Annotated in this window: 17 protein-coding genes; 12 read left to right on the plus strand and 5 right to left on the minus strand. The window is 52.4% G+C overall.

Going from position 1 to position 22,146, the window contains the following annotated elements; all coding sequences use genetic code 11:
- Window positions 1-22 precede the first annotated feature (22 nt).
- From EHV15_RS19245 to EHV15_RS19255, 3 genes are all read right to left on the minus strand, one after another.
- Window positions 23-1,330, minus strand: a complete 1,308-nt coding sequence (locus tag EHV15_RS19245; RefSeq protein ID WP_128632623.1) for an MFS transporter — start codon at window positions 1,328-1,330, stop codon at window positions 23-25.
- Window positions 1,331-1,499: 169 nt separating this feature from the next.
- Entirely contained in the window at window positions 1,500-2,081 is a 582-nt protein-coding gene (locus EHV15_RS19250; protein WP_128632624.1) for a DUF2087 domain-containing protein, read from the minus strand.
- Between the two features lie 617 nt (window positions 2,082-2,698).
- Window positions 2,699-4,105 (minus strand): RsmB/NOP family class I SAM-dependent RNA methyltransferase, encoded by a 1,407-nt coding sequence (locus tag EHV15_RS19255; protein WP_128632625.1) that lies wholly within the window; start codon window positions 4,103-4,105, stop codon window positions 2,699-2,701.
- 168 nt (window positions 4,106-4,273) lie between these two features.
- Here EHV15_RS19255 and EHV15_RS19260 point away from each other — a divergent pair, with 168 nt between their 5' ends.
- The 3 genes from EHV15_RS19260 to EHV15_RS19270 are packed head-to-tail and all read left to right on the plus strand — an operon-like array spanning window position 4,274 to window position 10,258.
- Complete coding sequence (locus EHV15_RS19260) at window positions 4,274-5,395, plus strand: glycosyltransferase family 4 protein (protein ID WP_128632626.1); 1,122 nt, start codon at window positions 4,274-4,276, stop codon at window positions 5,393-5,395.
- A gap of 13 nt (window positions 5,396-5,408) precedes the next feature.
- Window positions 5,409-6,896, plus strand: a complete 1,488-nt coding sequence (locus tag EHV15_RS19265) for a metallophosphoesterase family protein (protein ID WP_246061679.1) — start codon at window positions 5,409-5,411, stop codon at window positions 6,894-6,896.
- Window positions 6,893-10,258: an AAA family ATPase gene (locus tag EHV15_RS19270; protein ID WP_128632627.1), complete on the plus strand. Its 3,366-nt coding sequence runs from the start codon at window positions 6,893-6,895 to the stop codon at window positions 10,256-10,258. The genes EHV15_RS19265 and EHV15_RS19270 overlap by 4 nt, the downstream gene beginning before the upstream one ends.
- 323 nt (window positions 10,259-10,581) lie before the next feature.
- On the opposite strand, the gene EHV15_RS19275 is transcribed toward EHV15_RS19270, so the two are convergent.
- The gene (locus EHV15_RS19275; protein ID WP_128632628.1) at window positions 10,582-11,628 is read right to left on the minus strand and encodes a YkvI family membrane protein; all 1,047 of its coding nucleotides are present in this window, start codon (window positions 11,626-11,628) and stop codon (window positions 10,582-10,584) included.
- A gap of 323 nt (window positions 11,629-11,951) precedes the next feature.
- On the opposite strand from EHV15_RS19275, the gene EHV15_RS19280 reads away from it, so the two are divergent.
- From EHV15_RS19280 to allD, 6 genes are all read left to right on the plus strand, one after another.
- On the plus strand, window positions 11,952-12,524 hold the full coding sequence (locus EHV15_RS19280) for a xanthine phosphoribosyltransferase (protein WP_128632629.1): 573 nt from the start codon (window positions 11,952-11,954) through the stop codon (window positions 12,522-12,524).
- Between the two features lie 113 nt (window positions 12,525-12,637).
- Window positions 12,638-12,970, plus strand: a complete 333-nt coding sequence (locus EHV15_RS19285; protein ID WP_128632630.1) for a hypothetical protein — start codon at window positions 12,638-12,640, stop codon at window positions 12,968-12,970.
- A 136-nt stretch (window positions 12,971-13,106) separates the two neighbouring features.
- The gene (locus EHV15_RS19290) at window positions 13,107-13,322 is read left to right on the plus strand and encodes a hypothetical protein (protein ID WP_036624225.1); all 216 of its coding nucleotides are present in this window, start codon (window positions 13,107-13,109) and stop codon (window positions 13,320-13,322) included.
- A 75-nt stretch (window positions 13,323-13,397) separates the two neighbouring features.
- Entirely contained in the window at window positions 13,398-13,742 is a 345-nt protein-coding gene (locus EHV15_RS19295; RefSeq protein WP_128632631.1) for a carboxymuconolactone decarboxylase family protein, read from the plus strand.
- A gap of 231 nt (window positions 13,743-13,973) precedes the next feature.
- Window positions 13,974-14,762, plus strand: a complete 789-nt coding sequence (gene allE / locus EHV15_RS19300; protein WP_128632632.1) for a (S)-ureidoglycine aminohydrolase — start codon at window positions 13,974-13,976, stop codon at window positions 14,760-14,762.
- 24 nt (window positions 14,763-14,786) lie between these two features.
- On the plus strand, window positions 14,787-15,860 hold the full coding sequence (allD, locus tag EHV15_RS19305) for an ureidoglycolate dehydrogenase (RefSeq protein ID WP_128632633.1): 1,074 nt from the start codon (window positions 14,787-14,789) through the stop codon (window positions 15,858-15,860).
- 71 nt (window positions 15,861-15,931) lie between these two features.
- On the opposite strand, the gene EHV15_RS19310 is transcribed toward allD, so the two are convergent.
- A complete protein-coding gene (locus tag EHV15_RS19310) occupies window positions 15,932-17,563 on the minus strand; it encodes a PucR family transcriptional regulator (protein ID WP_128632634.1) in 1,632 nt (543 codons plus the stop codon).
- Between the two features lie 235 nt (window positions 17,564-17,798).
- Here EHV15_RS19310 and allC point away from each other — a divergent pair, with 235 nt between their 5' ends.
- The 3 genes from allC to allB all read left to right on the plus strand — a co-directional run bounded on the left by allC (window position 17,799) and on the right by allB (window position 22,105).
- Entirely contained in the window at window positions 17,799-19,025 is a 1,227-nt protein-coding gene (gene allC, locus EHV15_RS19315; protein ID WP_218571241.1) for an allantoate deiminase, read from the plus strand.
- A gap of 194 nt (window positions 19,026-19,219) precedes the next feature.
- Complete coding sequence (gene allW / locus EHV15_RS19320) at window positions 19,220-20,701, plus strand: allantoin permease (protein WP_128632636.1); 1,482 nt, start codon at window positions 19,220-19,222, stop codon at window positions 20,699-20,701.
- Window positions 20,702-20,722: 21 nt separating this feature from the next.
- Window positions 20,723-22,105 (plus strand): allantoinase AllB, encoded by a 1,383-nt coding sequence (gene allB / locus EHV15_RS19325; protein ID WP_128632637.1) that lies wholly within the window; start codon window positions 20,723-20,725, stop codon window positions 22,103-22,105.
- Window positions 22,106-22,146 lie beyond the last annotated feature (41 nt).

A 22,146-nucleotide genomic window follows, 5' to 3' on the forward strand; every position in this document is an offset into this window, starting at 1 on the left:
ACACGGTAAAGTTCCGCTATATTCAAAGTGACTCTGACTCTATATTCGTACGAGCCTGCCGGGATGGGGACACGGCCCAGACGATTCCTGCTCCGGCTCCCAACAACGTAAATAAAATCCCGGCAGCAAGCCCAAGGGACCTGGGAGCCGCGAAGTCCAGAAGAAACCCGGCCAACAACATGGATACCCCCATGATCGCATTTTGCAGGGCGGCCAGCGTGCCGAAGAAGCGCCCTTGCCAGCCGGCGGGAACCGTCTTCATCAAAACCGTTTCATTGCAGGCGTTGCCGATGCTGGACACCATGGCCGAGCCGACCATCAGGATCAGGGCGAGCATAAAAAAAGCGCTTTGGCTGATCAGCATATGGATCGCACCTTCCAGCAGCAGGGCGAATATCGCCACCGTTTCCATACGCCGGCCGATTTTGCCGGTGATTTTGGAGCCCGCCACAAGACCGATCCCCAAAGCGCCGTACAGCAGGCCGATGCCGATTTCTCCCATATGAAACACTTCCGACGCGTAAACGCTGATCAAAATGTTAATCATCCCATCGCCGATTGGCCAAATGGCAAACACGATGATCATCAGCCGCAAATACAACGAACGGGACAGCAGCAGGCGAAGCGCTCCCGGAGGTTTGCTTTGGGGCTCGGGAATGGACCGCGAGGGCTCTTCGCTTGCCTCTGTGAATGCCCTGTCCGGAACCCCGGACGACGCATCCGAGCCGCGTGCTTCCGTAGACCGTCTGGGCTCCCGGGAGAGATCCAATCCGGACAAAAGCAAAGCCGAAGCGAGAAAAGTCAGAGCGTTCAGTACAAACGACGCCTGGCCGCCGATCAAGGCCGAAACGAATCCACCGGTCACGGAGCCGCCGATCAGCACGTAACCGACCATCGCCTGCTCCAAGCTGTTGACGGCCAGGAGGTTCTCCCGGCGGACTAAACGGGGAATCACGGACATCCGGGCGGGAGCATACAGCGCCTCGCCGGCCGATAGAGCAAACGAGCTGACGTAAATGATCCAGACATCGTCCGCATGACGGACAAGCAGCGGGGTCAAGGCAAAGAAAAAACGGGCGATATCCGTAAAGATCATGATCGATTTTTTGGAAAAGCGGTCGGCGAGCAACCCTCCCAGCGGCCCAAACAACAGATAGGGAATCAGGCGAACGGCAAAAGTAATGCCGACGGCCAAACCCGATCCCGTCAGCGACAGCAATAGTCCGAGAACGGCAACCTGGCTGAAGCGGTCTCCGATGCCGTTTACGATCCCGGCGGCGAACAGCCGCGCGTACTGTTTTTCTTCACGCAGCATTTGGTGGTGTTTCATTTTTACATCAGACTCCTTAGCAAGCAGAAATAAGATAATAATCTAATTTGATATTCATCTAATTAGTTGGGCAAAAAAAAGGCCATGCGGCCAGGCGTCCTAAGTACGTCCGCTACCGCATTACCGGCCAAAATCGTGATTGTGAGATAGACTAGGCCGCTCGGCGGTTTTAGCTTTTGCCCCACATTTCCGGAGGGTTCAGCTCGTAGATGCCGTTTTCCCGGTACATATAGTGATTCATGATAAACTCGCGGCGGATGGTCGCAAAATCGTCGTGAAACTTCCGGATGTACTCGTTGATCTCCTTCTCCGTATATTTCCGGCGAGGCTCCAAACCTTTGATGAGGCGTTCGAGCACAACCAGCTTTTTCTTGCGCTGCGCAGGCAGATGCTTTAACGTGCCGTCCTTGTTGAAGAAGCTGCTTTCGACGGACGCTTTCCGCTGCGCTTCCTCGTGTTTGCCGTCGGCCGCCGCGGGCAGCGATTTGCCGACATTCAGGATGGCCTGGGCCTGCTGGGTTAAGCTTTTTTCGTTCAGATAAAAATAAATCGTATTTTTGTCCCGGCGCTCATATATCAAATCGGCTTCCCTGAGCTTGGTGATGTGATGGGTAATCGTCGGCGGCGTAACGCCTAATTTTCCGGCGAGCGCCTGGCCGTGAAGCGGCCCGCTTTGAAGCAGCGCGATGATCCGGATGCGGGTGACGTCCCCGACGGCTTTATGGAAATGAACGAGGCGGTCAAGCTGCATGTTTATCCCTCTCCTGATTTTATAATCATCTAATTAGATAAGTGTATTATTCCATGGAAAAAGCGTATTGTCAACAAGCGCGGGGTCTGAATCCGGGGAGATTGTTTCGGAAGCGCTGATTGGAGATATCCAATTGATTGAAATTTGAGTGATAAATAGGGTAGTCTGATTGGATATTTCCAATAGATTGGGCTGTAAAGGGAGGGGACGGGTTGCGGGGAGTTTTGGCATTTGCGTATGGCAGGCGGAATTTTAGTGGGCGGTGAGTTGTCAGGATAGTATAGTCGAGTGACTCGCTTCTGTGGCACAGCACTTTGTGTTGATTGGAGAATATCCAATAGAATTGGAATATTAGTGGTAAATACAGTAGCTTGATTGGATATTTCCAATAGATCGGGTTCGGTAGGGCGTAAAATGGGTAATGTGAGCGAAATCTATTGGATTTTTTCCAATGAGGGCTGCAAATGGCGTTCGATACCCGGTAATCTATTGGAATTTTTCCAATTAGGGGTGAAGGGGGCGGTTGGTGAGCATGAGAGAGAGGTTAAAAAACACGGCAAATTTCTTCTTTCGGAAATTTTGCCGTGTGTCCGACTTCGGAGCTTGGCCCCCTCTCTTTAACAGTGCTGCCGCAAGCCTTTAGGCAGGTGGTTTTTGAGCTGGCCGCCGCTGGCTTTGCCCCAGCCGAGCGGGAAGCTGGCGCCCCCGCAGGCGAGGGTGACGAGGTGCCAGCCGCGCAGATCGGCGGGCACCTCCAGCGTTTCGCCGCGCAGGTAAGCGGCCGCGGCGGGCGAGTCTTCGCCGAGCGGCCAAATTCGCGCGGCGTCTTCTGCGCCGAGCGCCATCGCGAGCGCGTGGGCGGGCTGGAACCGGCCTTTGCGGACGTCGCCGAGGTGCAGCCCGGCGCGCGGCACCTTCAGGCCGGTCAGGTGGTCCGGCGACAGCGGCAGGCTGCTGCTGGCAGGCAGCAGGTACAGCGCTTCGCCGAACAGGAGCGGCGCGCCGCTCCCGGGCGCGAAGGCGGGCAGCTCGTCCGCCGCCCAGGCGCGGAAGGCGTCCCAGGCCGCGGCGGTCTCCCGGCCGGCGTGGCCGGCACGGGACTCGCGGCGGCTGCGGCCGGGGCGCTCCCCGCGCCCGCCTTTGGCGACGTCGCCGCCCTCCGCCGCGCCGTCCCGCTCGAGCAGGGCCACATAGTGGCCCTCGCCTTGCTCGCGGTGCGGCCAAATCCGCTTCTCGGCGATCAGCCGCAGGAACGGATAAACCTCCAGCAGGCGGGCGATCGTGTCCTCGTTTTCGCGGCGGTTAAACGTGCAAGTGGAATAGGCGAGCCGTCCGCCGGGTTTTAGCATCGCCACCGCGTCCTGCAAAATATCCCACTGCCGCGCCGCGCAAAGCTCCACCGCCTCCGGGGACCATTCGGCCACGGCCTCCGGGTCTTTGCGGAACATGCCTTCGCCCGAGCAGGGAGCGTCCAGCATGATCCGGTCGAAGGCGAACGGAAAGCGCGCGGACAACTCCGCGGGCGCGGCCTGCGTCACGACGGCGTTCCGGATGCCGAGCCTTTCCACGTTTTCCGCCAAAATGCGAGCGCGCTGCGGATGGATTTCATTGCTGACGAGCAAGCCTTGTCCCCTCATTTTGGCGGCGATTTGCGTCGTTTTGCCGCCGGGAGCCGCGGCCAGGTCCAACACTGTTTCGCCCGGCTGGGGATCGAGCAGCTCCACGGCCGACATCGCCGAGGGCTCCTGAATATAGTATAGTCCGGCGGCGTGATAGGGATGTTTTCCCGGCCGAGTGTGCTCCTCGTAATAAAAGCCCGCACCGCACCACGGAACGGGGCGCAGAGCGAACAGCTCCGCGAGCCGGGCCGCCGCCGCGCCGTGCAGCTCGACTTTCAGCGTATTCAGCCGCAGCCCGTACGCGCGGGGGCGGGTATAACTGGCGAGAAAGCGTTCCCCCTCATCCTGGCCGAGCATCGCCAGCACCGATTCCCGAAATGCGGCTGGCAGGGTAGGTATGGTCATATTTCCGCCGCTCCTTTCCTCCAAAAAATCCCGGTACACATTACTTCAGCAGTGTATCATATTGCTTTTCAATCTCAAAAGGGGAATGGATGTTCCTTCCTGCCTATGGCATAATGGAAAAAGAAGCGGTCATCCGCAAAACAAGAACGACGCGCAAAGGAGAACCCTATGAGACTGTTGCAGGCTTTATTTTTTCCTCCGGAACAGCCGGGGGGCGTATCGTCGATGATTCCGTACCTGCAAGACCGGTTTAATCTTCCCCATTGGGAAATGGAGTTATTTTCGCTGCCGAAACGCATCCGCTCCAAAGGGAGCGATCCCGTACAATTTGCCACCTTTGATTGGGAGGAGTTCGGGGACAGCCCGATCGTGCAAAAATATGTGCAAACGTACCGCGCTTACTTATGGTGGACCAAGCTGCGGATTAAACAGCCGTACGACTTGATCCATGCCCACCACCCGATTGCCGGGCTGGCCATGAAGGAGGTTTTCCCGGATACCCCCGTCATCCAGAGCATTCACTCGAGTTACGAGCGGGAGCTGATTTTAAACGGGCGGATTCGCGCGGACAGTCCGGAGCACCGCTTCCTCACCTCACTGTATAGGGAGCTTGAGCACCGGACGGATCGGCTGTTAACCGTGTCGCGTTCTTTTGCCGAATATTTGGGTTCCTATGTGGAGAAGCCCGGGGCGATCGGCGTCATCCCTAACGGTTTTGATGAAAAAAGATTTAAGCCGGTGCCGCACGAAAACGAAGTGGCCCAACTGGTGACGGTCTGCCGCCTCGTTCCGGCCAAAGGGCTCGACGTCCTTCTGCACGCGTGCGCCGAGCTCAAGAAGCGCGGGCACAATTACGTGCTGCATATTATCGGCGACGGCCCGATCCGCCAGGAGCTGGAGCAGCTTGCCCAGCGGCTGGGCATTTACAATGAAACGATTTTTTACGGGTACACGCTGCATCCGGAGGAGTTTATGCCGTTTTTCGACATTTTCGTCCTGCCCTCGCGGGCCGAGGCGTTTGGCTCCGTGTTTGCCGAAGCCGCCCTCTGCAGCCTGGCGCTCGTCGGCACGGCGGTCGGCGGAGTCGCCGAGCAGATCGAGGACGGAACAAACGGCCTGCTCGTGCCGCCGGAGGACGCTCTAGCGTTGGCCGATGCGCTGGAAAAAGTGATCGTGGATCCGGACTACCGCTACCAGTTGGCGCGAAGCGGCTCGGACAAGGCCAAAGCGCATTATTCGCTGAACCGGGTTGTGCATGAACTAAAAAAACTGTATCTGCAATTCAAATGATGGAGCTGGTATCATGAAATCATTTCGTTTTCTCCACGCCGCCGATCTGCATCTGGACACCCCGTTTTCCGGGATGTCCGGCGTGCCGGATCGGCTGCGTGCATATTTGCGGGGCTCGACCTTTGCCGCCTTTGACCGGCTGATCCGGCTGGCGATTGCGGAAGCGGTCGATTTCATCGTTCTCGCCGGCGACATTTACGATGCCGCCGATTCGTCGCTGCGCGCCCAGCTGCGGCTGCGGGAAGGCTGGGACAAGCTGGGGCGGCACGGCATCCCGGTGTATCTTATCCGCGGCAACCACGATCCGCTCGGCAGCCGCCGCTTGCGCCTCGAACTGCCGCCGCATGTGACGGAGTTCGGCGCGCAGGCGGAAAGCCGGGTCGCCGTCCGGCGGAGCGACGGGGAGCAGGTTGCGGTCGTCAGCGGAATCTCCTACATAACGCCGGCGGTCACGGAAAACCTGGCGCCGCGGTTTCGCCGCGATGAGGCTGAGGCGAACTCGCCGCTCTACCACATTGCCCTGCTGCACGCGAATGTGGACGGCCAAGAGGGGCATGACGCTTACGCCCCGTGTTCGCTTCGCGAGTTGAAGGAATCCGGCTACGATTATTGGGCGCTCGGCCATATTCACAAACGGCAGATCCTTAGCGAAAACCCTTGGGTTGTTTATCCCGGCAACATCCAGGGGCGCAGCTTGAAGGAAACCGGCCCTAAAGGATGCTACATCGTCGATGTGCATGAGAATGGACGGGCAAGCCTGGCGTTTCACCGGCTGGATCAGGTGTTGTGGCGGGAAATTACGGTGCCGATCGACGGTTTGGCAAGCGAGGAGGCGTGGAAAGACCGGGTGGAGGAAGCGCTGGAGGAGGTGCGGGAAGCCGAACCGGGCCGGATCAGCATCGTGCGGCTGACCTTTGCCGGGCGCGGCCCGCTCCATGCGATGCTGCAATCCGGGCAGGAGGCCGCGGAGCTGCTGCAGGAGCTGCGGCGCCGTGAAAGCCGGCTGCTGGAGGAAGAAGGCTTGGGCATCGCGCCGGAGAATACGCCGTTTGCTGCAGCGGGCGATTCAGCGAAGGATGCATCCGGCAGGACGGCAGGCGATGAAACGGGGAGCGCTCCGGTCGGCGGTGGGGCAAGGAACCATGGCATTACGGCAACGGTTGCGGCGGACGGTGCGGCGTGGGCGCCCTTGGGCGGCGTCGTTTGGCCGGCCGGCTTTAAAGTGGAGACATCGCTGGAGATGGACCGCCTTGGGCTGCTGGAAGAGGACAGCTTCCTCGGCGAACTGCTCCGGCTTGGCGAGCGGGCCGGGCGGGAGCCGGGGGTGCTTGAGGACATCACAGGCGCCGCGCTGGCGCCGCTGACGGAAAACCGCACGCTGCGGCGGTTATTGAAGGAACTGGGACCCGAGGAGCGCCTGGCCTTGCTGCAACGGGCGGAGGAACTCGCCTGGGCGCTGCTTGCGGAAGAAGGAACGGCTGGCGGGAGGGGAGCATCATGAGGCTGGAGAAATTACAGGTGAGCGGGTTCGGACATTTGCACGGCCTGGATGTGGAACTGCCGGGCCCGGTCACGGTTTTATACGGCCCGAACGAAGCGGGAAAAAGCACGCTGCTCGGCTTCGTGCGCGCGATGCTGTTCGGCATCCCGTCGCGGACGTTTGCCGCCGAGCGGTTTGAGCCGGTGCGCGGCGGCGTGCACGGCGGCGTGTTGACGATCGCCGCGGGCGATGGCTCACGTTGGGTCATCGAGCGTTATGCGCAGCCGCCGGAAGGCAGAAACCTGCCGGGCCCGCGCGGCGACCGGCTGCGGATTACGCGCAGCGATGCGGACGGCCGGCTGCAGGAGATGACGCAGGAGCAGATGCAGCGCGAGCTGCTGGGCGGCTTGTCCAAGGCGATGTTCAAGCAGCTGTTTGCCGTCTCGCTCACGGAGCTGCAGGAGGTCGGCGCTTTGCAGTCCGAGGAGCTGAGCCGCTTTTTGTTCCACGCCGGCATCGGCGGGGGCGCGGCGGTGCTGCGCGGGGAGAAAAAGCTGGCCCAGGACATGGACAAGCTGTACCGCCGGCGCGGCCGCAACCAGGAGATCGCCCAGCTTCTGCAGGCGGTCGAACGTCTGGAGCGCGAAGCGGAGGCGGCCAAAGCGTTGCTCCCGCGCTACAACGAGGTGCTCGAGGAACTGGAGGAGCTGGCCGGGGAACTGACGGCCAGCGAAGCGGAGCGCGCTGAGCTCGCGCGGGAAACCGCCCGCCTGCAAAAGGCGGCGGCGCGCCGCGGCGACTGGTTGCAGCGCGAAGCGATCCGCGCCGAGCTGGCCGCGCTGCCGGCGGCGGCGCGCTTCCCGGAGCAGGGGCTGGCGCGCTGGCAGGGGCTCCAGGCGGAGCAGGACCGCCTGGAGCTGGAGCGCAGCGACTGGGCCCGGCGGCGGGAAGCGTTGCGGGCGGAGCTGGCCGCGCTGGAGCCGCGCGCGGCGGTGCTGGCCCGAGAGCCGCTGCTGCGGCAGCTGGCCGCCCGCTTGCCGGCCTATGAGGCGCGGCGGCGCGAGCTGGCCGAACTGGCGGGCGAAGCCGCCCTGGTCCGGGCCCGGCTGGCGGAATGCCTGCGCAGCATCCACCCGGCTTGGCGCGCTGAACACCTGCGCGCCTTTGCCGGAACGGTCGGCGAACGGGAGCAGGTTCGCCGGTTCAGCGCGCGCTTCGCCGCCTACGACAAGGAGATGGAGCTGCTGCAAAGCGAACGCTCCAAGCTGGAGCGGGCGGCGGCGAGCGCGGAGACGGCCCGCGCGGCCGCGGCGGCGCGGCTCGAGGACAGCGCGGCGGCGGCGCGCCGGCAGTTCGCGATGCTCCTCCCGCAGGAGCGCGGCGAAATCCGCGCCTTGTGGGGCGAGCTCCGCGGCGAGCTGGACCGCTGGCGGGACAACGCAGCCTCCCGGCTCACCGCAATCCGGGCCGCCGACGCGGAAGCGCTGACCGAGGCGCGGCTGCGCTCGCTTTACCGCAAGCTGCTTGCCGGCGCCGGCGTGCTGACGCTTGCCCTTCCCGCCGTGCTGTGGCTGGCCGCGGGGTCGCTTTGGAGCGCCGCTGTCACGGGCGCCCTGCTGCTGGGCCTTGACGTTTACCTCGCCATCGGCGCTTTCCGCGGCAAGCCGGCGGGGTCGCCGGGGCGGCGCTCCGCTTCGGCGTCACGCCGGTCTGCCGGAGCAGCCGGAGCCGGGGAAGCCGGCGAAATGGAGACGCGCCTCGCGGCGCTGTTGTCCCGGCTCGTCCGGCATCCACTGACGGCGGCTGCCGTCACGGGAAGCAGCTTTGCGGCTTCGCTTCGCACGGAGGACTGGGACGAGGAGGAGCGGCAGCTGCGGCGGTTAATGGAAGAGTGGCAGCTGTGGGATCAGCGCCATGACGGGCTCGAAGCGGAAGCCGCGGCTTCGCGCAGCCACGCTGCGGCCGCGAAAGATGAACTGCAAAGCGTGGAGCGGGAGTTGTCCCGGCGCGAGGCGGATTTTGCCAAGCTCGCTGCCGAATGGGAGCGCTGGCTCGAGGAGCGGCGGCTTTCCGCCGACCTGTCGCCGGAGGCGGCGATGGATGTGTTTCATTTGGCCGGTCAAGGACGGGAATGGCTAAGCCGGATCGATGGGCTGACGGACAAAATCGCCGGGCTGCAGGCGGAAAATGAGCGGTTTGAGCGGGAATGCCTGGCTTTGCAGAGCGACGACGGGACAAGTGGGCAAGCGGCGAACGGTCCGGGTGAGAAACAGGCGGTGGACGGCGGCATAAACGCAGGAATTCCGGTTTCCTCCGCAGTGGTGCCTGGTCCGGATGCCGGCACGGGCGGCGCTAATGACACAACGGTATCAGAAACGCCAGAGTCCGGGGCGGGTGCCGCAGTCAGGTTTTTGGAGGAGGCTCTAGCGGAGCTTGAAAGCGAGCTTGAGCTAAAAGCCGGGTACGATCGGCTGTCCGCCAAGCTGGGGCCGCTGGACGAGGAAGGGCTGCGCTTGGAAGATCGCCTGCAGCAGGCAGTTCAAACGGAGCAGCATTTGCTCATGGAAGGACAAGCCGCCAGCGGAGAGGAGTTTCTCCGCATCGGGACCGCAGCCGAGCGGCGGGAAGCGCTCGAAAGGGAACTGCGGCAGCGCGAGTTGGTGTTGTTTGCCGGTTTGGACGAAGACAAACGAAACGATTTGGAACGGCTGCTTGCGAGCGTGGACGAAGCGGAACTGAAGCAGCGGCATGAAGGAGCGCGTGCGGCAGGCGAGGCCGCGGAAGCCCGCTGGCGCAAGCTGCAGGAACGGCGGGGCCGTCTGCTGCAGGAGCAGGAAAGTCTGGATGCACGCTGCCGGCAGGAGGATCTGACGCAGCAGCTGGCGGAACAGCAGGCGGCGCTGGAGGAATACACCGATCAATATGCGGTGATGGCCGTATGCCGTGAGCTGATTTCCCGCGTGCGGCGCATTTATGAGGAAGAACGTCAGCCTGCCGTACTGCAGGCGGCATCGCGGTATTTTGCCCAGATGACCGGCGGAACGTACCGGCGGATTGTGATGAAAATGGGCAGCCAGGAACTGATGGCCGAGCATGCTGACCATGGTCCGATCGACAGCGCTCATTTAAGCCGGGGTACGGCGGAACAGCTGTATCTGTCGATGCGGCTGGCTTTGTCCGAAGCGGTGGCGGGAGGCCAAGGGAGGCTGCCGCTGCTGCTCGACGATTTGTTCGTCAATTTCGATGTTTCCCGTCTGGAAGGGGCGCTGTCGGTGCTGCGGACGGTCGCCGAACACCAGCAAATCATCATGATGACCTGCCACGAACACGTTGTGGGCCGGGTTAAGGCGGTGCTCCCGGCAGCGCATATCGTTGAAATGTAATCGTGAGGGGCGGATTGTCTCTAAATAACGCAATCGTTGGTGACGGCTGATCCGGCGCATGCAGGCTAACGGACACCACAGACCTTATTTGCTTGAATAAACGCCGTTTTTATTTTTAACGGACAGGAGAGCCTCTATTTGCCTGGAAATGGCTGCAGACGCGCTCCAAACCGCCAAATAAGGTCTGTGGTGTCCGTTACATTTGGAAAACGGCTGATTTCGCCGAAATAACGGCGCTGTAGTCCATTAGGATTGATTTATGCGGTCTGTCTTCTTTGAATGTACATCGATTGACGTTTTTCTTACGGCTCCCGAGCAGCCTACTAATTTCCGGTTTTTCCTTTACTCTTATAGGCTCCCAGCATAAACGCCCAAAACAGGCTGAACAGACCGAAAATCGGGTAAAGCACCGAAAGCAGGGAGCTGAAGCCGAACTGGCTGGTTACGTAGCAGATCACCAATACCGTGACCGAGATCAGCATCGGCGGCACATGAATGTACTGCTTTAGCTGCAGAGTGACGCCATATACGTCGGCTACGAACGTGCTGAAGATCTCCATAAAAATCAGCAGCACATAAATGAGCTGGACGGTTGTCCCAAGCTGCTGGGCTATACTGCCCATCGGAATTTCATATTGGACGATCCCCGGCATATTGGCGGAGAGGGCAAAATGGCCGGCCATCAGCATAAAGCCGACGCCTGCGCCGCCGATAACCCCGCCCATAACGATCGCCTTTCGGCTTTCGGTGTGGCTGCCGATCGGCACGAGCACCGCCTGGGCCATCGATAGGTTGAAGGCGGAGTACATCAGCGGTGACACCCAGGCGGCCAGAAGAGGGGTATCGGTTTCCAGGGTCAGAAAACGCGCCGCCCCCGGCGAGACCGCCGTATTGAAAATGATCACCAGCGACAGGATCAGCATCAACGGTACGACGATGGAATTAAGCTGCATAACGCCTTTGATCCCCCGCCCGAGCAGCAAAAAGGTAAAAATCAGGGTGATCCAAAGTCCTGTCTGATAATGCAGGCCCAGGTGCTCCATGAACACCGAGCCGGCTCCCGCCAGCATGACGCTGTTGACGCCGATCAGGACAATCAGGGTAAACAAGCTGAGCGCACGGCCGGCGCGCTCCCCGAACAGCTTGCGGTTCAAATCCTCGTACGAGGCGGCCTTGATCTCGCGGGCGAGCAACATCATTTTGGTGCCGAGCCAAACGAACAGCAGCGTGGACAGCAGAATCGTGAGAATACCCCATTTTCCGTACCGGGTGAAAAACTGGAGAATTTCCTGTCCCGTCGCAAAACCGGCGCCAACGACGGTACCGATATATGTGAAAGCGATTTGCAAAACTTTCACGCTATTTTTCATGGTTTTCCCCCCGGTTCATGTGCTATATATAGTACAAGGTATGTTGTCCAAGAACGGGACATGACTCAAACCTATAGAGAGGTAGTTCAAAAAGTCATCTTTTGATCACGAAGCAGGTCAAGAAGCGGAATCGACGTCGAATCTTGAATTCAGCCGGGCCTTCCGGTGCTCACGTACCCAAAACGTACGCTCCGCTCCTAACGTCCCTAGCTTCATCCGACCTAAAGCGTTTTGAAAAAACGCACTTCGGAAGCATACGCTTCGGTGCTGAAAACCTGACTTTTTGAACACTCACTTTAGATAATGATTATTGGAGGAAAAAAATGGAGCTGTTAAAGCAAAAGATTGCGGAGCAAGGCGTGATCGTATCGGAGCAGGTGCTGAAGCTGGACGGTCTGCTGAATCATCAAGTGGACCCGAAATTAACGATGGAAATGGGCAAAGAGTTTGCGAAACGGTTTGGGGATGCCGGGGTTACGCGGGTCGTGACGGTAGAATCGTCGGGCATCGCCGTGGCGTTCGCGACGGCGTACGAGCTGGGGGTGCCGCTGCTGTTTGCGCGCCGCAAAAAAACGCTGCTGGCTGAGCCGGACATGCTGTGCGAGCGGGTGCCTTCGTTTACGAAAGGCATCGTCACGGACATCCTCGTGTCGCGCGAGTTTATTGGCGAAAACGACCGGGTTTTGTTCATCGACGACATCATCGCCAACGGCGACGCGGCCCGGGGGCTGATCAAAATCATCAGCCGCGCGGGAGCGGAGCTGGTCGGAGCGGGCATCGTCGTTGAAAAATGTTTCCAGCCGGGAGCCCAGGCGATTCGCGATCAAGGGATCCGTTTGGAGTCGCTGGTCCGCATCGCATCGCTGGATGGCGGGCGAATCACGTTTGCGGACTAAGTGCGAAAAAGGACAAAGCGTGCTTGGAAAAAGAAACAATTTTGCAAGCAATCCTTTGCAGGCCCCCTTTTTTTCGCTATAATGAGGATTACTAGGGAGAGGAGGCTTAAAAAATGGGGAAAGAATTGGCAGTAGACGCGGAGTTTTTCCTTTCGAAATTGTCCGAAGCGAAGGTTACCTTTGAACGTGCCTTGGATTGCAAACATACAGAGTTTGACGACCTTTATCCCTATATGCTAGAACATCCTCAGTTTTTCTGGTACAAACGCTATGTAGCATGGTCGCAATTGTTGACGATAACCGGGCTGTGCCAAGAGCTCGATGTGCCTTGGAAGGAACAGTTCAGTCCGCAGCAGGTAGGGTATTTGGAACAAAGGGTCATGTCGGCCAAGGTGCTTGATTTTTGGTTCGAGACAAATGACACCAAGGAGCATGCTTCGCGGTAAGCGGTAAGCTTAAGTCATGACGATTTTCCATAAGGTTTTGGAGTACCGAAGACTCCGACTGGCCTTTCGGCCGGCGGGGTCTTTTTCTGCATGGCTGGATATATTGTATAATGAGAGCTGGAGGTGGGTGTTACCGATGATCACGGATGAAGAATTAAACGCATACCGTCTATCCGGCGAAAAAGTTCGGGTGATTCGCGATGCGATCGAAGCCAACGACGTCCGGGGGATTGTGGTGGCTTGGGATGATACGCATGTGCTCATTCGCAGGCCCAACCGCAATGTGGTCAAGCTGGACCGGAATTATATTTACCAGCCTTCGCGGGAACCGCGGGTTACGCCGGAGGTATAGCATATTTTTTGCCGGGCGGGACATCGTATAAATGATACGATTGACTATCCTCTACAGGAAAGGATGCTTAAGCCCATGTCGCTCGTGAGCGAGAAAATCAAAGCGTACAAAGACGAGATCGGCCGTTACGGCGATTCGCTGCCGGGCATCACGGAAGCTTACCACGCGTTTACCGGAGCAAGCCTTGCGGACGGTAAGCTGGACGCCAAAACGAAGCAGCTGATCGCGCTTGGCATCGCTTTGTCCACGAATAATGAAATCTGTACGTTTTACCATGCCGAGGAGGCGAAGTCTAAGGGAGCGACCGATGCGGAAATTTTGGAAACGGTCGCTGTAGCTTCCGCGGCTTTGGCCGGAAACGCGCTGTCGCAGGGCGTAACCCGCGTGCAGCAGGCTTTGTCCTCCCCGCCTGTACAGTAACGGGAGAAAGGGGCCTTCAGGTGATGGATCACACCTTGGAGGGTCCCTTTTTTGCTGCGCTTGCCGGGAAGGCGCCATCGCCGGCGTTTTGGAGTTTCTTTGTTCATCATCAACAACTTTGCAGCGAGAATTGTAGCTTTTGAAACTAGTTTCATCCTGAATAAGCGTTTACAATGAATTGAAACAGTGCTGTTGACTGTCATACTATTCATGGAAGGGAAACGATTAAACATGGGTTATAAAAATAATAACGTCGGCTATCTTGACGGTGTATTGACATCGCGTGCAGTCATTAAAAAAAACAATTATGCCATTTTGCCGCATGATGGTTTAGTGAATAACGTTGTCCCGGGATTTGAGAATACGAAGATCAGCATTTTGGGTTCTCCCAGAATCGGAGCCAGCTTCTCCGATTTTATCGCCGAATTTTTGGAAGGCGGAAAAAATGATTTGGGTTTTGGCGGCGCAGGGATTGAAACGTTTGTTTATGTAATATCCGGAAAGTTAAATGTAAGCGATAGTAATGAAACGCATGAATTAACAGAGGGAGGTTATGCTTTCTTCCCCGTAAACGAAAAGATGTATTTCGAAAATGGACAGACTGAAACAACGGAAGCTTTCTTGTATCAACGCAAATACGAGCCATTAGAAGGGCATAAAGCTTATAAAGTGGTAGGCAACCGCGCCGATCATACGCCTATTCATTATGAAGATATGGAAGATGTATTGCTTTGGAACTTATTGCCTACCGATGATTTAGGATTCGATATGAATATGCATATTTTATCTTTTGCTCCTGCCGCCAGTCACGGTTATATAGAAACCCATTATCAAGAGCACGGCGCTTATTTATTGTCCGGTAAAGGGATGTATAATCTGGACAACAATTGGTATCCGGTTGAGAAAGGCGACTATATCTTTATGGCTGCTTATACCCCGCAAGCCGCTTATTCAACGGACCGCAAGGAACCTTTAGCTTACGTATACTCCAAAGACGCGAATCGCAACCCGGGTGTATAAGTGTCGAGAAAGGAGCTATAAAGAGTGTCGAATGCTGAAGAAAAAGTAGTAAAAGTTAGCGGGGAACATTTGCACAAATTAATCAAAAACAAGCTTATCAAAGCGGGTTTGAAAGAAGAGCAAGCCGAGGAAACGGCTAATCATTTAGTATATGCCGACTTATGCGGCATCCATTCTCACGGAGCTGTACGCGTTGAATATTACGCAGAGCGTATTCACAAAGGCGGCATCAATATTCATCCCGAGCTTTTGTTTAAACAAACGGGTCCAAGCTCCGCGATCTTCCACGGTGAAAATGCTCAAGGTCATTATGCGGCCAACGAAGCATTGGCACCAGCCATTAAGATGGCAAAAGAAAGCGGCGTAGCGGTTGTCGGCGTGTCGAGAGTGGGTCATACGGGAACGCTGTCCTACTATGTGCGTAAAATTGCCGAAGCCAATTTAATCGGGATCTCGATGTGTCAATCCGATCCAATGGTTGTACCGTATGGCGGTGCGGAAACCTATTACGGAACCAATCCAATCGCATTTGGCGTGCCGAGTAACGGAGCGGACCCGTTAATTTTTGATATGGCCACAACGGTACAAGCATGGGGCAAAATTCTGGATGCGCGTTCCAAAGGCAAATCGATTCCGGATACCTGGGCAGTGGATAAAAACGGCGCTCCGACAACAGATCCGAATAAAGTGAACGGATTGCTGCCTATTGCCGGACCGAAAGGCTACGGCCTAATGATGATGGTAGACATTTTATCCGGGGTATTGCTTGGATTGCCGTTTGGCAAAGAGGTTAGCTCGATGTATCGGAATTTGCATGAAGGGCGTAATCTTGGACAGCTTTATATCATTATTGATCCCGAGCGTTTTGTCGGTCTTGACATGTTCAAACAATCTATTTCGCGTACGATGAAAGAATTGAATGAGATTAGACCCGCAACCGGCTTTGACTACGTTCAGTACCCGGGACAAGGCAGTCATGAACGTTACGCGAAAAACTTGCAAGAAGGGGTAGAGATTCCCGAATCGATTATTAGCTACCTTGAGTCAGACGACATTCATTACAATCGTTATGAAGGACTCGGGGCTTTTGCAAATTAATAAAATAGATAAAAGCATTGAAGCTTGAATCGTGAAGGCTTGTTGATGATTCAAGCTTCAATGCTTTTTGTTTAAAGATTTTCTTCACTGAGTGCAAGCGCGAGGCGTAAATTCAGTGAATGACTGGGCGAATTGACAGCGTGACCGAGTATTTCTTCGCAGCGAAGAATACGGTATTTGACCGTATTGCGATGCACGAATAAAGTGGAGGCTGCACTGGCAATTTCGCATTGTGCGCCTAAGTATACCGATAACGTTTTGCGTAGTTCGATTAGGGTAGGGTCTTTCGGATAAGCAAAATCCTTCAATATATTCTCGCAGAAAAATCGAACATCATTTTTTTCAAGGTGATGGAACAACTGAACCATCCCTTTATCTTTATAATGGATAATCGGCTGAGTTTGCAGCTTGCTTTTACGTTCGTCGAACACCAGCTTTGCTTCAATATAGGATTGGTTAATGCGTTTCCAATCTGTATACGGGTTTCCGATACTAAAAATCAACTCTATATTCAGACTGTCATTGAGCTGGGTACGGATAGCCAATAATTTTTCGTCCAGATCCGGGGCTTCGCGTTGGATTAAAATGATAGTCTCTTTTGTAACACTAAAGAACAGCACCAAGCCGTTGGTGAAGTAATCCGGAATATGTTTTTGTAACCATTGCGAGGCTAATATTAATCGTTCTTCCTGATTGAGACTAGGCGCTGTATCTTCTAAAGCCGCTTGGCTAAAAACGTGAACAACTTGATAATAATCGGACAATAAGTAACCGTATTTCATGTTTAATTCAAAGGAACGTACGGACGGATCCGAACTGGAGTGGTAATCAATCAATTCTTTGAAATATTCGGTTGCAATCGACTGTTGAGATTCCGATACTTTTTCGTTTTTGAATAAAACAAACGATAATACCATAGCCGCCTGGTCAATCGCAAAACTGGAGATCGGATAAGGAATTTGTTCGGGATTAACCACAACCAAATAATGCGGAAAGTGAGAATGGACTTGAATCGGAACAAGCGAGATCTGAATTTCATGCCCTTTTGGACTATTGATAATAAATGAATCGTCCTCTTTATTTGTTTCGTGAATTTTCTGTACGATCTGATTCACATAATGCTGTACAGGATTGCTGGAATGATTGAAATGTTTGGAATAATCCATAATTTCTTTGAATGGATTCAATAAAATAATCGGCGTTTTAACGATCTGGCTTAATTTGTTGATAATAATTTGATTAGTCGCATTTTGTAGCAGTAAGTTAAAAAATTTTTTTTGAATATCCAGGGCAAAAGAGATTTCTTCATAACGCGTTCCCCATATTTGATTTAACAATTGATGCAATAGCGAGCCTAACGAATAGTTATTGGGAATATCAATCAATGGGAAATTAACTTTCTCTGCATATTCAATAATTTGAGGCTCGATCTCACCCAAGAACCGTCCAGTCTTAATCCCTAAGCCCACTGCTTTGGCGCGAATCAAAGAATCGATTAAAGAAATTAATCCTTGTTGGTCGTCCGCGTAGCTCATCGCCGTTGTTAGAAGCAAGACACCATTCGGAATATAGTATTCAATATCGGGTGTTTCAGAAATTTCTACACTTTGAACGGTTTGGTCGGTGTCGGTCTGATGCGCATTCGTTAATAACTTTAGGTCTGAATAGCGGGGTAAATTTAAAATATCAGCAATCGTAGTCATGTTCGTATCCTTTCTTTAACTATGAAATAAAGATCGAACTAAAAGAATCGTCAGTCATCTGGAAATACAATTTAGTATACAGATATTTTAACATTAATCATAGCTGTGCAGAGTCAACAAAAATAAATAACCTTTTGTGTAAATGAACAGTGATATTGAAAGCGGGTGTAATTATACTATTTTTAGAAATCGGTTCAAATTATGTTTAGAAAAGGTCAAATAGGAGGGAATCTTGGTGATAAAGTTAGAACCACAAACTGTAGATGATTTGATGGATTGGATATCCGGGATATCAGATAAAACAGGTCCTGGAACAACACGTTTGCTTTATAGCAAATCGTGGCTTGAAGCACAAAATGCATTGAAAGAAAAATTCGAAGAACTTGGTATGACCGTTGAATTTGATGAAGTGGGTAACTTATTTGCGACATTAAAAGGAACTGACAGCCCAGAAGAGATCATTGCGACAGGATCTCATATTGATACAGTAGATAAGGGTGGACGTTTAGACGGACAACTTGGGATAATAGCAGGTTATATAGCCATTAAGGAATTATTGGAAAAAAAAGGAAAGCCTAAAAAAACGCTGCAGATCATCTCGATGGCTGAAGAAGAAGGATCACGTTTCCCGTATGCGTTTTGGGGTTCTAAAAATATCTTTGGCATTGCGGACCGTAATGATGTAGAGCACATCAAGGATGCTCAAGGCGTAAGCTTCGTCGATGCAATGCATGAGGCCGGGTTTGGTTTCTTGGAAGGAAAACCAAGATTCAATAAGATTTCTGCATTTATTGAATTACATATCGAGCAAGGTAATTTCCTCGAGAATACGCATAATCAAGTTGGTGTCGTGAATGCCATCGTGGGTCAGAAACGCTATGATATCACGCTTAAGGGACAAGCCAACCATGCTGGTACAACATTGATGGAGTACCGAAAAGATACGGTTGAATGTATGGCACGAATCATTACGCAAAGTATCGATAAAGCGAAAAAAGAAGGCAATCCACTCGTTCTTACGTTCGGTAAAGTTGAGCCTAAGCCTAATACAGTGAATGTCGTTCCTGGTGAGACGCTCTTCTCAATGGATTGTCGTCATACAGAAGAAGCAGTATTAGATCGATTTACGCAGGAAATTGAAAGTGACATGAAGGACATTGCGCAGCAAATGGGTATCGACATTCATATCGATAATTGGATGAATGAGCAACCAGTTCCTATGGACCCTGAGATTATCCGAATTATTGAATCTGTATGTAAAGAAAACAAATTGAATTATAAAGTGATGCATTCAGGGGCTGGACATGATTCTCAGATTTTTGCAGCTTATGTCCCAACAGCTATGATCTTTGTACCTTCTATTGATGGGATTAGCCATAATCCTAGAGAACATACTGAAGCGGTAGATATCGTACCTGGTATTCAGGTTTTGGCGAGTGCCATTGAGCAATTGGCCTATTGATTTATCATAGAAAAATCGATGAAGACGAAAGTTAAGTCTAATCAAAGTAACCAATTTCTTTGATAGATTTAGTTATTGTAGACAATGTTTTAATAAATATAAGCGCTTACAATTAATTTGTAATCATCGTTGGAAGTTATCGGTGCCATAGGAAATAGGTTATTGAATTGGCGAATGTTGAAGGGGGGAAACTGTTGGAGAATCTAGATTATCAGGTTACAAATGATGAGGTTGAAGTATACCGGCAGAGGGGCTATCAAAGTGAGGATACTTTGCCCAAGACTCAAAATAAGCGGAATATGAGTGCTTTGAATTATTTTACATTGTGGATGGGTTCGATTCACAACATTCCTAACTATGCTGCGGTTGCAGGTTATTTATTATTAGGACTGTCACCATTAAATGTAATCATTGCAATAACTCTCAGTGGATTGGCTGTTGCATTATTCATGGTTATTAATGGACGGGCAGGTGCAAAATACGGTATTCCTTTTGCCATGCATTTGCGTTCCACTTATGGCAGCGTAGGGGCAAAATTACCAGGATTTCTAAGAGGGTGTGTAGCTGCGATCGCATGGTTTGGTGTTCAAACATATACCGGGGCGGCAGCTTTAACAATTCTACTTGGAAAAGTGTGGCCAACCTATTTAGAGATTGGCGGCGGAGCGGATATCTTGGGTATATCTGTGCCGGAATTAATTAGTTTCGTCATTTTTTGGATTGCGAATATGGCTATTGGTCTTGGAGGAGGTGGAATCCTTAATAAGTTTACAGCAGTACTTAGTCCAATTATTTATATTGTATTCGGCGGGATGACGATCTGGGCAATCCATGTTGGAGGAGGAATTGGCAATATTCTTTCATACGAGGGAGTTCAAACAACTGCCGTAAATCCCGTCTTTGGATACCTTGTCATCATTGCTTCAGTATTAGCAGTATGGGCGGCACCAGGAGTGAGTGTAGCTGATTTTACCCAAAATGCTAAGTCACAAAAAGACCAAACCGTTGGCCAGATAGGTAGTTTATTTATAGGATATTTAGTTTTTGCAGTCATGTCAGTAATTATCATTATTGGCGGCACGATTCATTATGGTGCACCAACTTCAGGCAATGGAGTATTGGATTTTATTAATCAATGGGATAGTGTGCCTGCAATATTATTGACCACATTAGTGTTTTTGATGACAACGATTTCAACCAATGCAACAGGCAATATTATTCCTGCTGGTTATCAACTAACAGCACTGTTTCCTAAATCGATCGACTATCGTAAGGGCGTTATCATCGCTGGAATCATTAGTTTCTTAATTATGCCATGGCGTTTTATGGCTGATGGCGGTGCGATTATTGCTTTTCTCAATGCGGTTGGTGCATTACTAGGACCTGTTGCCGGTGTATTGATTGCTCATTATTATTTTGTGAAAAACCAGGTCATTGATTTAGATCAACTATATTATGATGCTAAAGACGGTTCAGCGAAAAGGATATATAACGGAGTCAATCGTAAGGCGTATATAGCAACCCTAGTAGGTTTGATTTTATCACTTATTGGGCAGTTTATTCCGGTATTATCAGTGCTTTCTGATATTGCTTGGATAGCAGGGTTTGCGTCTGCATTTACTATTTATTTTGTTTTAACAAAGTTGTCATCTAGCGAATTAAGGTATTGGAAATAATAAAAAATAGGAGGAAGCCAAATGAGTTATGATCTAGTTATTAAGAATGGTTTAGTGATACTAGACAGTGGAGAAATCCAAACAGATATTGGTGTAAATAATGGAGTGATCGTTACGATTGGATCTAACCTTGAAGGAACAAAGATAATAGATGCAGAAGGGTTAATTGTTAGTCCTGGTATGATCGATGCTCATGTTCACATCACTGAACCGGGTGGCGGGTATCGCGGTGAATGGGAAGGTTATTCTACCGGGACTGCTTCTGCAGCAAAGGGTGGTGTAACGTCATTCTTAGAGATGCCGCTCAATCAAATTCCTGCTACAACAAATGGCGAGACATTGAATATTAAATATGCGGCAGGTGAAGGGAAACTGAAATCCGATGTATATTCTTATGGCGGACTAGTTCCTTACACAGTCAATGAAGGTGGTATCCAAGAATTAGATGAAGGCGGCGTTATAGCTTATAAGTGTTTTATGGCGACATGCGGAGATCGTTCTATTGATGGTGACTTCATGAATGTTGATGACTACTCTCTATATGAAGGTATGAAACAAGTTGCTAAGACAGGAAAAATATTGTCTATTCATGCTGAAAATGCCCGGATTACTGATCGACTTGGAGAAATTGCTTACAAAAACAATGAAACAACACTAAAAGCCTATGTAGCAACACGGCCCGTATTTACAGAAGTTGAACCTATTCAACGTGCAATCTTATTCGCAAAAGAAACAGGTTGCCGCATTCATATCTGCCACGTTGCTTGTCCAGAGGGTGTTGAAGCTGTTGCGAAGGCGCGCCAAGAAGGTGTTGATGTAACTTGTGAGACATGTACGCATTACCTATATTTTGAAACAGAAGAATTGGATGCGATTGGTCCAGTTGTAAAATGTTCACCACCCATCAGAGATAAGAAAAATCAGGACGGTTTGTGGAAACAATTATTAGCTGGCAATATTGCCTTTGTTACATCAGACCATTCACCATGTACACCAGACTTGAAAGACAAAGAAAACGCCTTTGAAGCATGGGGCGGTATATCCGGATTGCAAAATAATGTGGATGTTCTATTCGATGAAGGCGTCCAAAAACGCGGCATGTCATTAAAACAATTTGCTGAAGTCATTGCAACAAACGTTGCTGATCGATTCGGGATCGATAACAAAGGACGTATTAGTGTAGGTAAAGATGCAGATTTTGTATTGATCAAACCAGATGCACCTTACACATTACAAGCAGAAGACTTGGAATACCGCAACAAGATCAGCCCATACATCGGTCGTGAGATTGGTGCACAAGTTGCGACAACGATTTTACGGGGTGAGGTCATTTATTCTCAAGCAGAAGGTGTGACAAAGGATTTTCCCGGAGAATTTGTAAAAATACAGTCAAAAAATGTATGAAACCTAATATCGTTTAGTAATGGTTCGTGACCCCGGAAAGA

This window comes from Paenibacillus oralis (genome assembly GCF_003863965.1).
GTDB classification, from domain to species: domain Bacteria; phylum Bacillota; class Bacilli; order Paenibacillales; family Paenibacillaceae; genus Fontibacillus; species Fontibacillus oralis.

Coding starts and splice junctions, on each gene's coding strand:
- EHV15_RS19285 (WP_128632630.1), top strand. CDS start 12,638: ATGGGGAAAGAATTGGCAGTAGACGCGGAGTTTTTCCTTTCGAAATTG.
- EHV15_RS19245 (WP_128632623.1), bottom strand. CDS start 1,330: ATGAAACACCACCAAATGCTGCGTGAAGAAAAACAGTACGCGCGGCTG.
- EHV15_RS19275 (WP_128632628.1), bottom strand. CDS start 11,628: ATGAAAAATAGCGTGAAAGTTTTGCAAATCGCTTTCACATATATCGGT.
- EHV15_RS19310 (WP_128632634.1), bottom strand. CDS start 17,563: ATGACTACGATTGCTGATATTTTAAATTTACCCCGCTATTCAGACCTA.
- EHV15_RS19295 (WP_128632631.1), top strand. CDS start 13,398: ATGTCGCTCGTGAGCGAGAAAATCAAAGCGTACAAAGACGAGATCGGC.
- EHV15_RS19250 (WP_128632624.1), bottom strand. CDS start 2,081: ATGCAGCTTGACCGCCTCGTTCATTTCCATAAAGCCGTCGGGGACGTC.
- allE (WP_128632632.1), top strand. CDS start 13,974: ATGGGTTATAAAAATAATAACGTCGGCTATCTTGACGGTGTATTGACA.
- EHV15_RS19265 (WP_246061679.1), top strand. CDS start 5,409: ATGAAATCATTTCGTTTTCTCCACGCCGCCGATCTGCATCTGGACACC.
- EHV15_RS19260 (WP_128632626.1), top strand. CDS start 4,274: ATGAGACTGTTGCAGGCTTTATTTTTTCCTCCGGAACAGCCGGGGGGC.
- allB (WP_128632637.1), top strand. CDS start 20,723: ATGAGTTATGATCTAGTTATTAAGAATGGTTTAGTGATACTAGACAGT.
- EHV15_RS19255 (WP_128632625.1), bottom strand. CDS start 4,105: ATGACCATACCTACCCTGCCAGCCGCATTTCGGGAATCGGTGCTGGCG.
- EHV15_RS19270 (WP_128632627.1), top strand. CDS start 6,893: ATGAGGCTGGAGAAATTACAGGTGAGCGGGTTCGGACATTTGCACGGC.
- EHV15_RS19280 (WP_128632629.1), top strand. CDS start 11,952: ATGGAGCTGTTAAAGCAAAAGATTGCGGAGCAAGGCGTGATCGTATCG.
- EHV15_RS19290 (WP_036624225.1), top strand. CDS start 13,107: ATGATCACGGATGAAGAATTAAACGCATACCGTCTATCCGGCGAAAAA.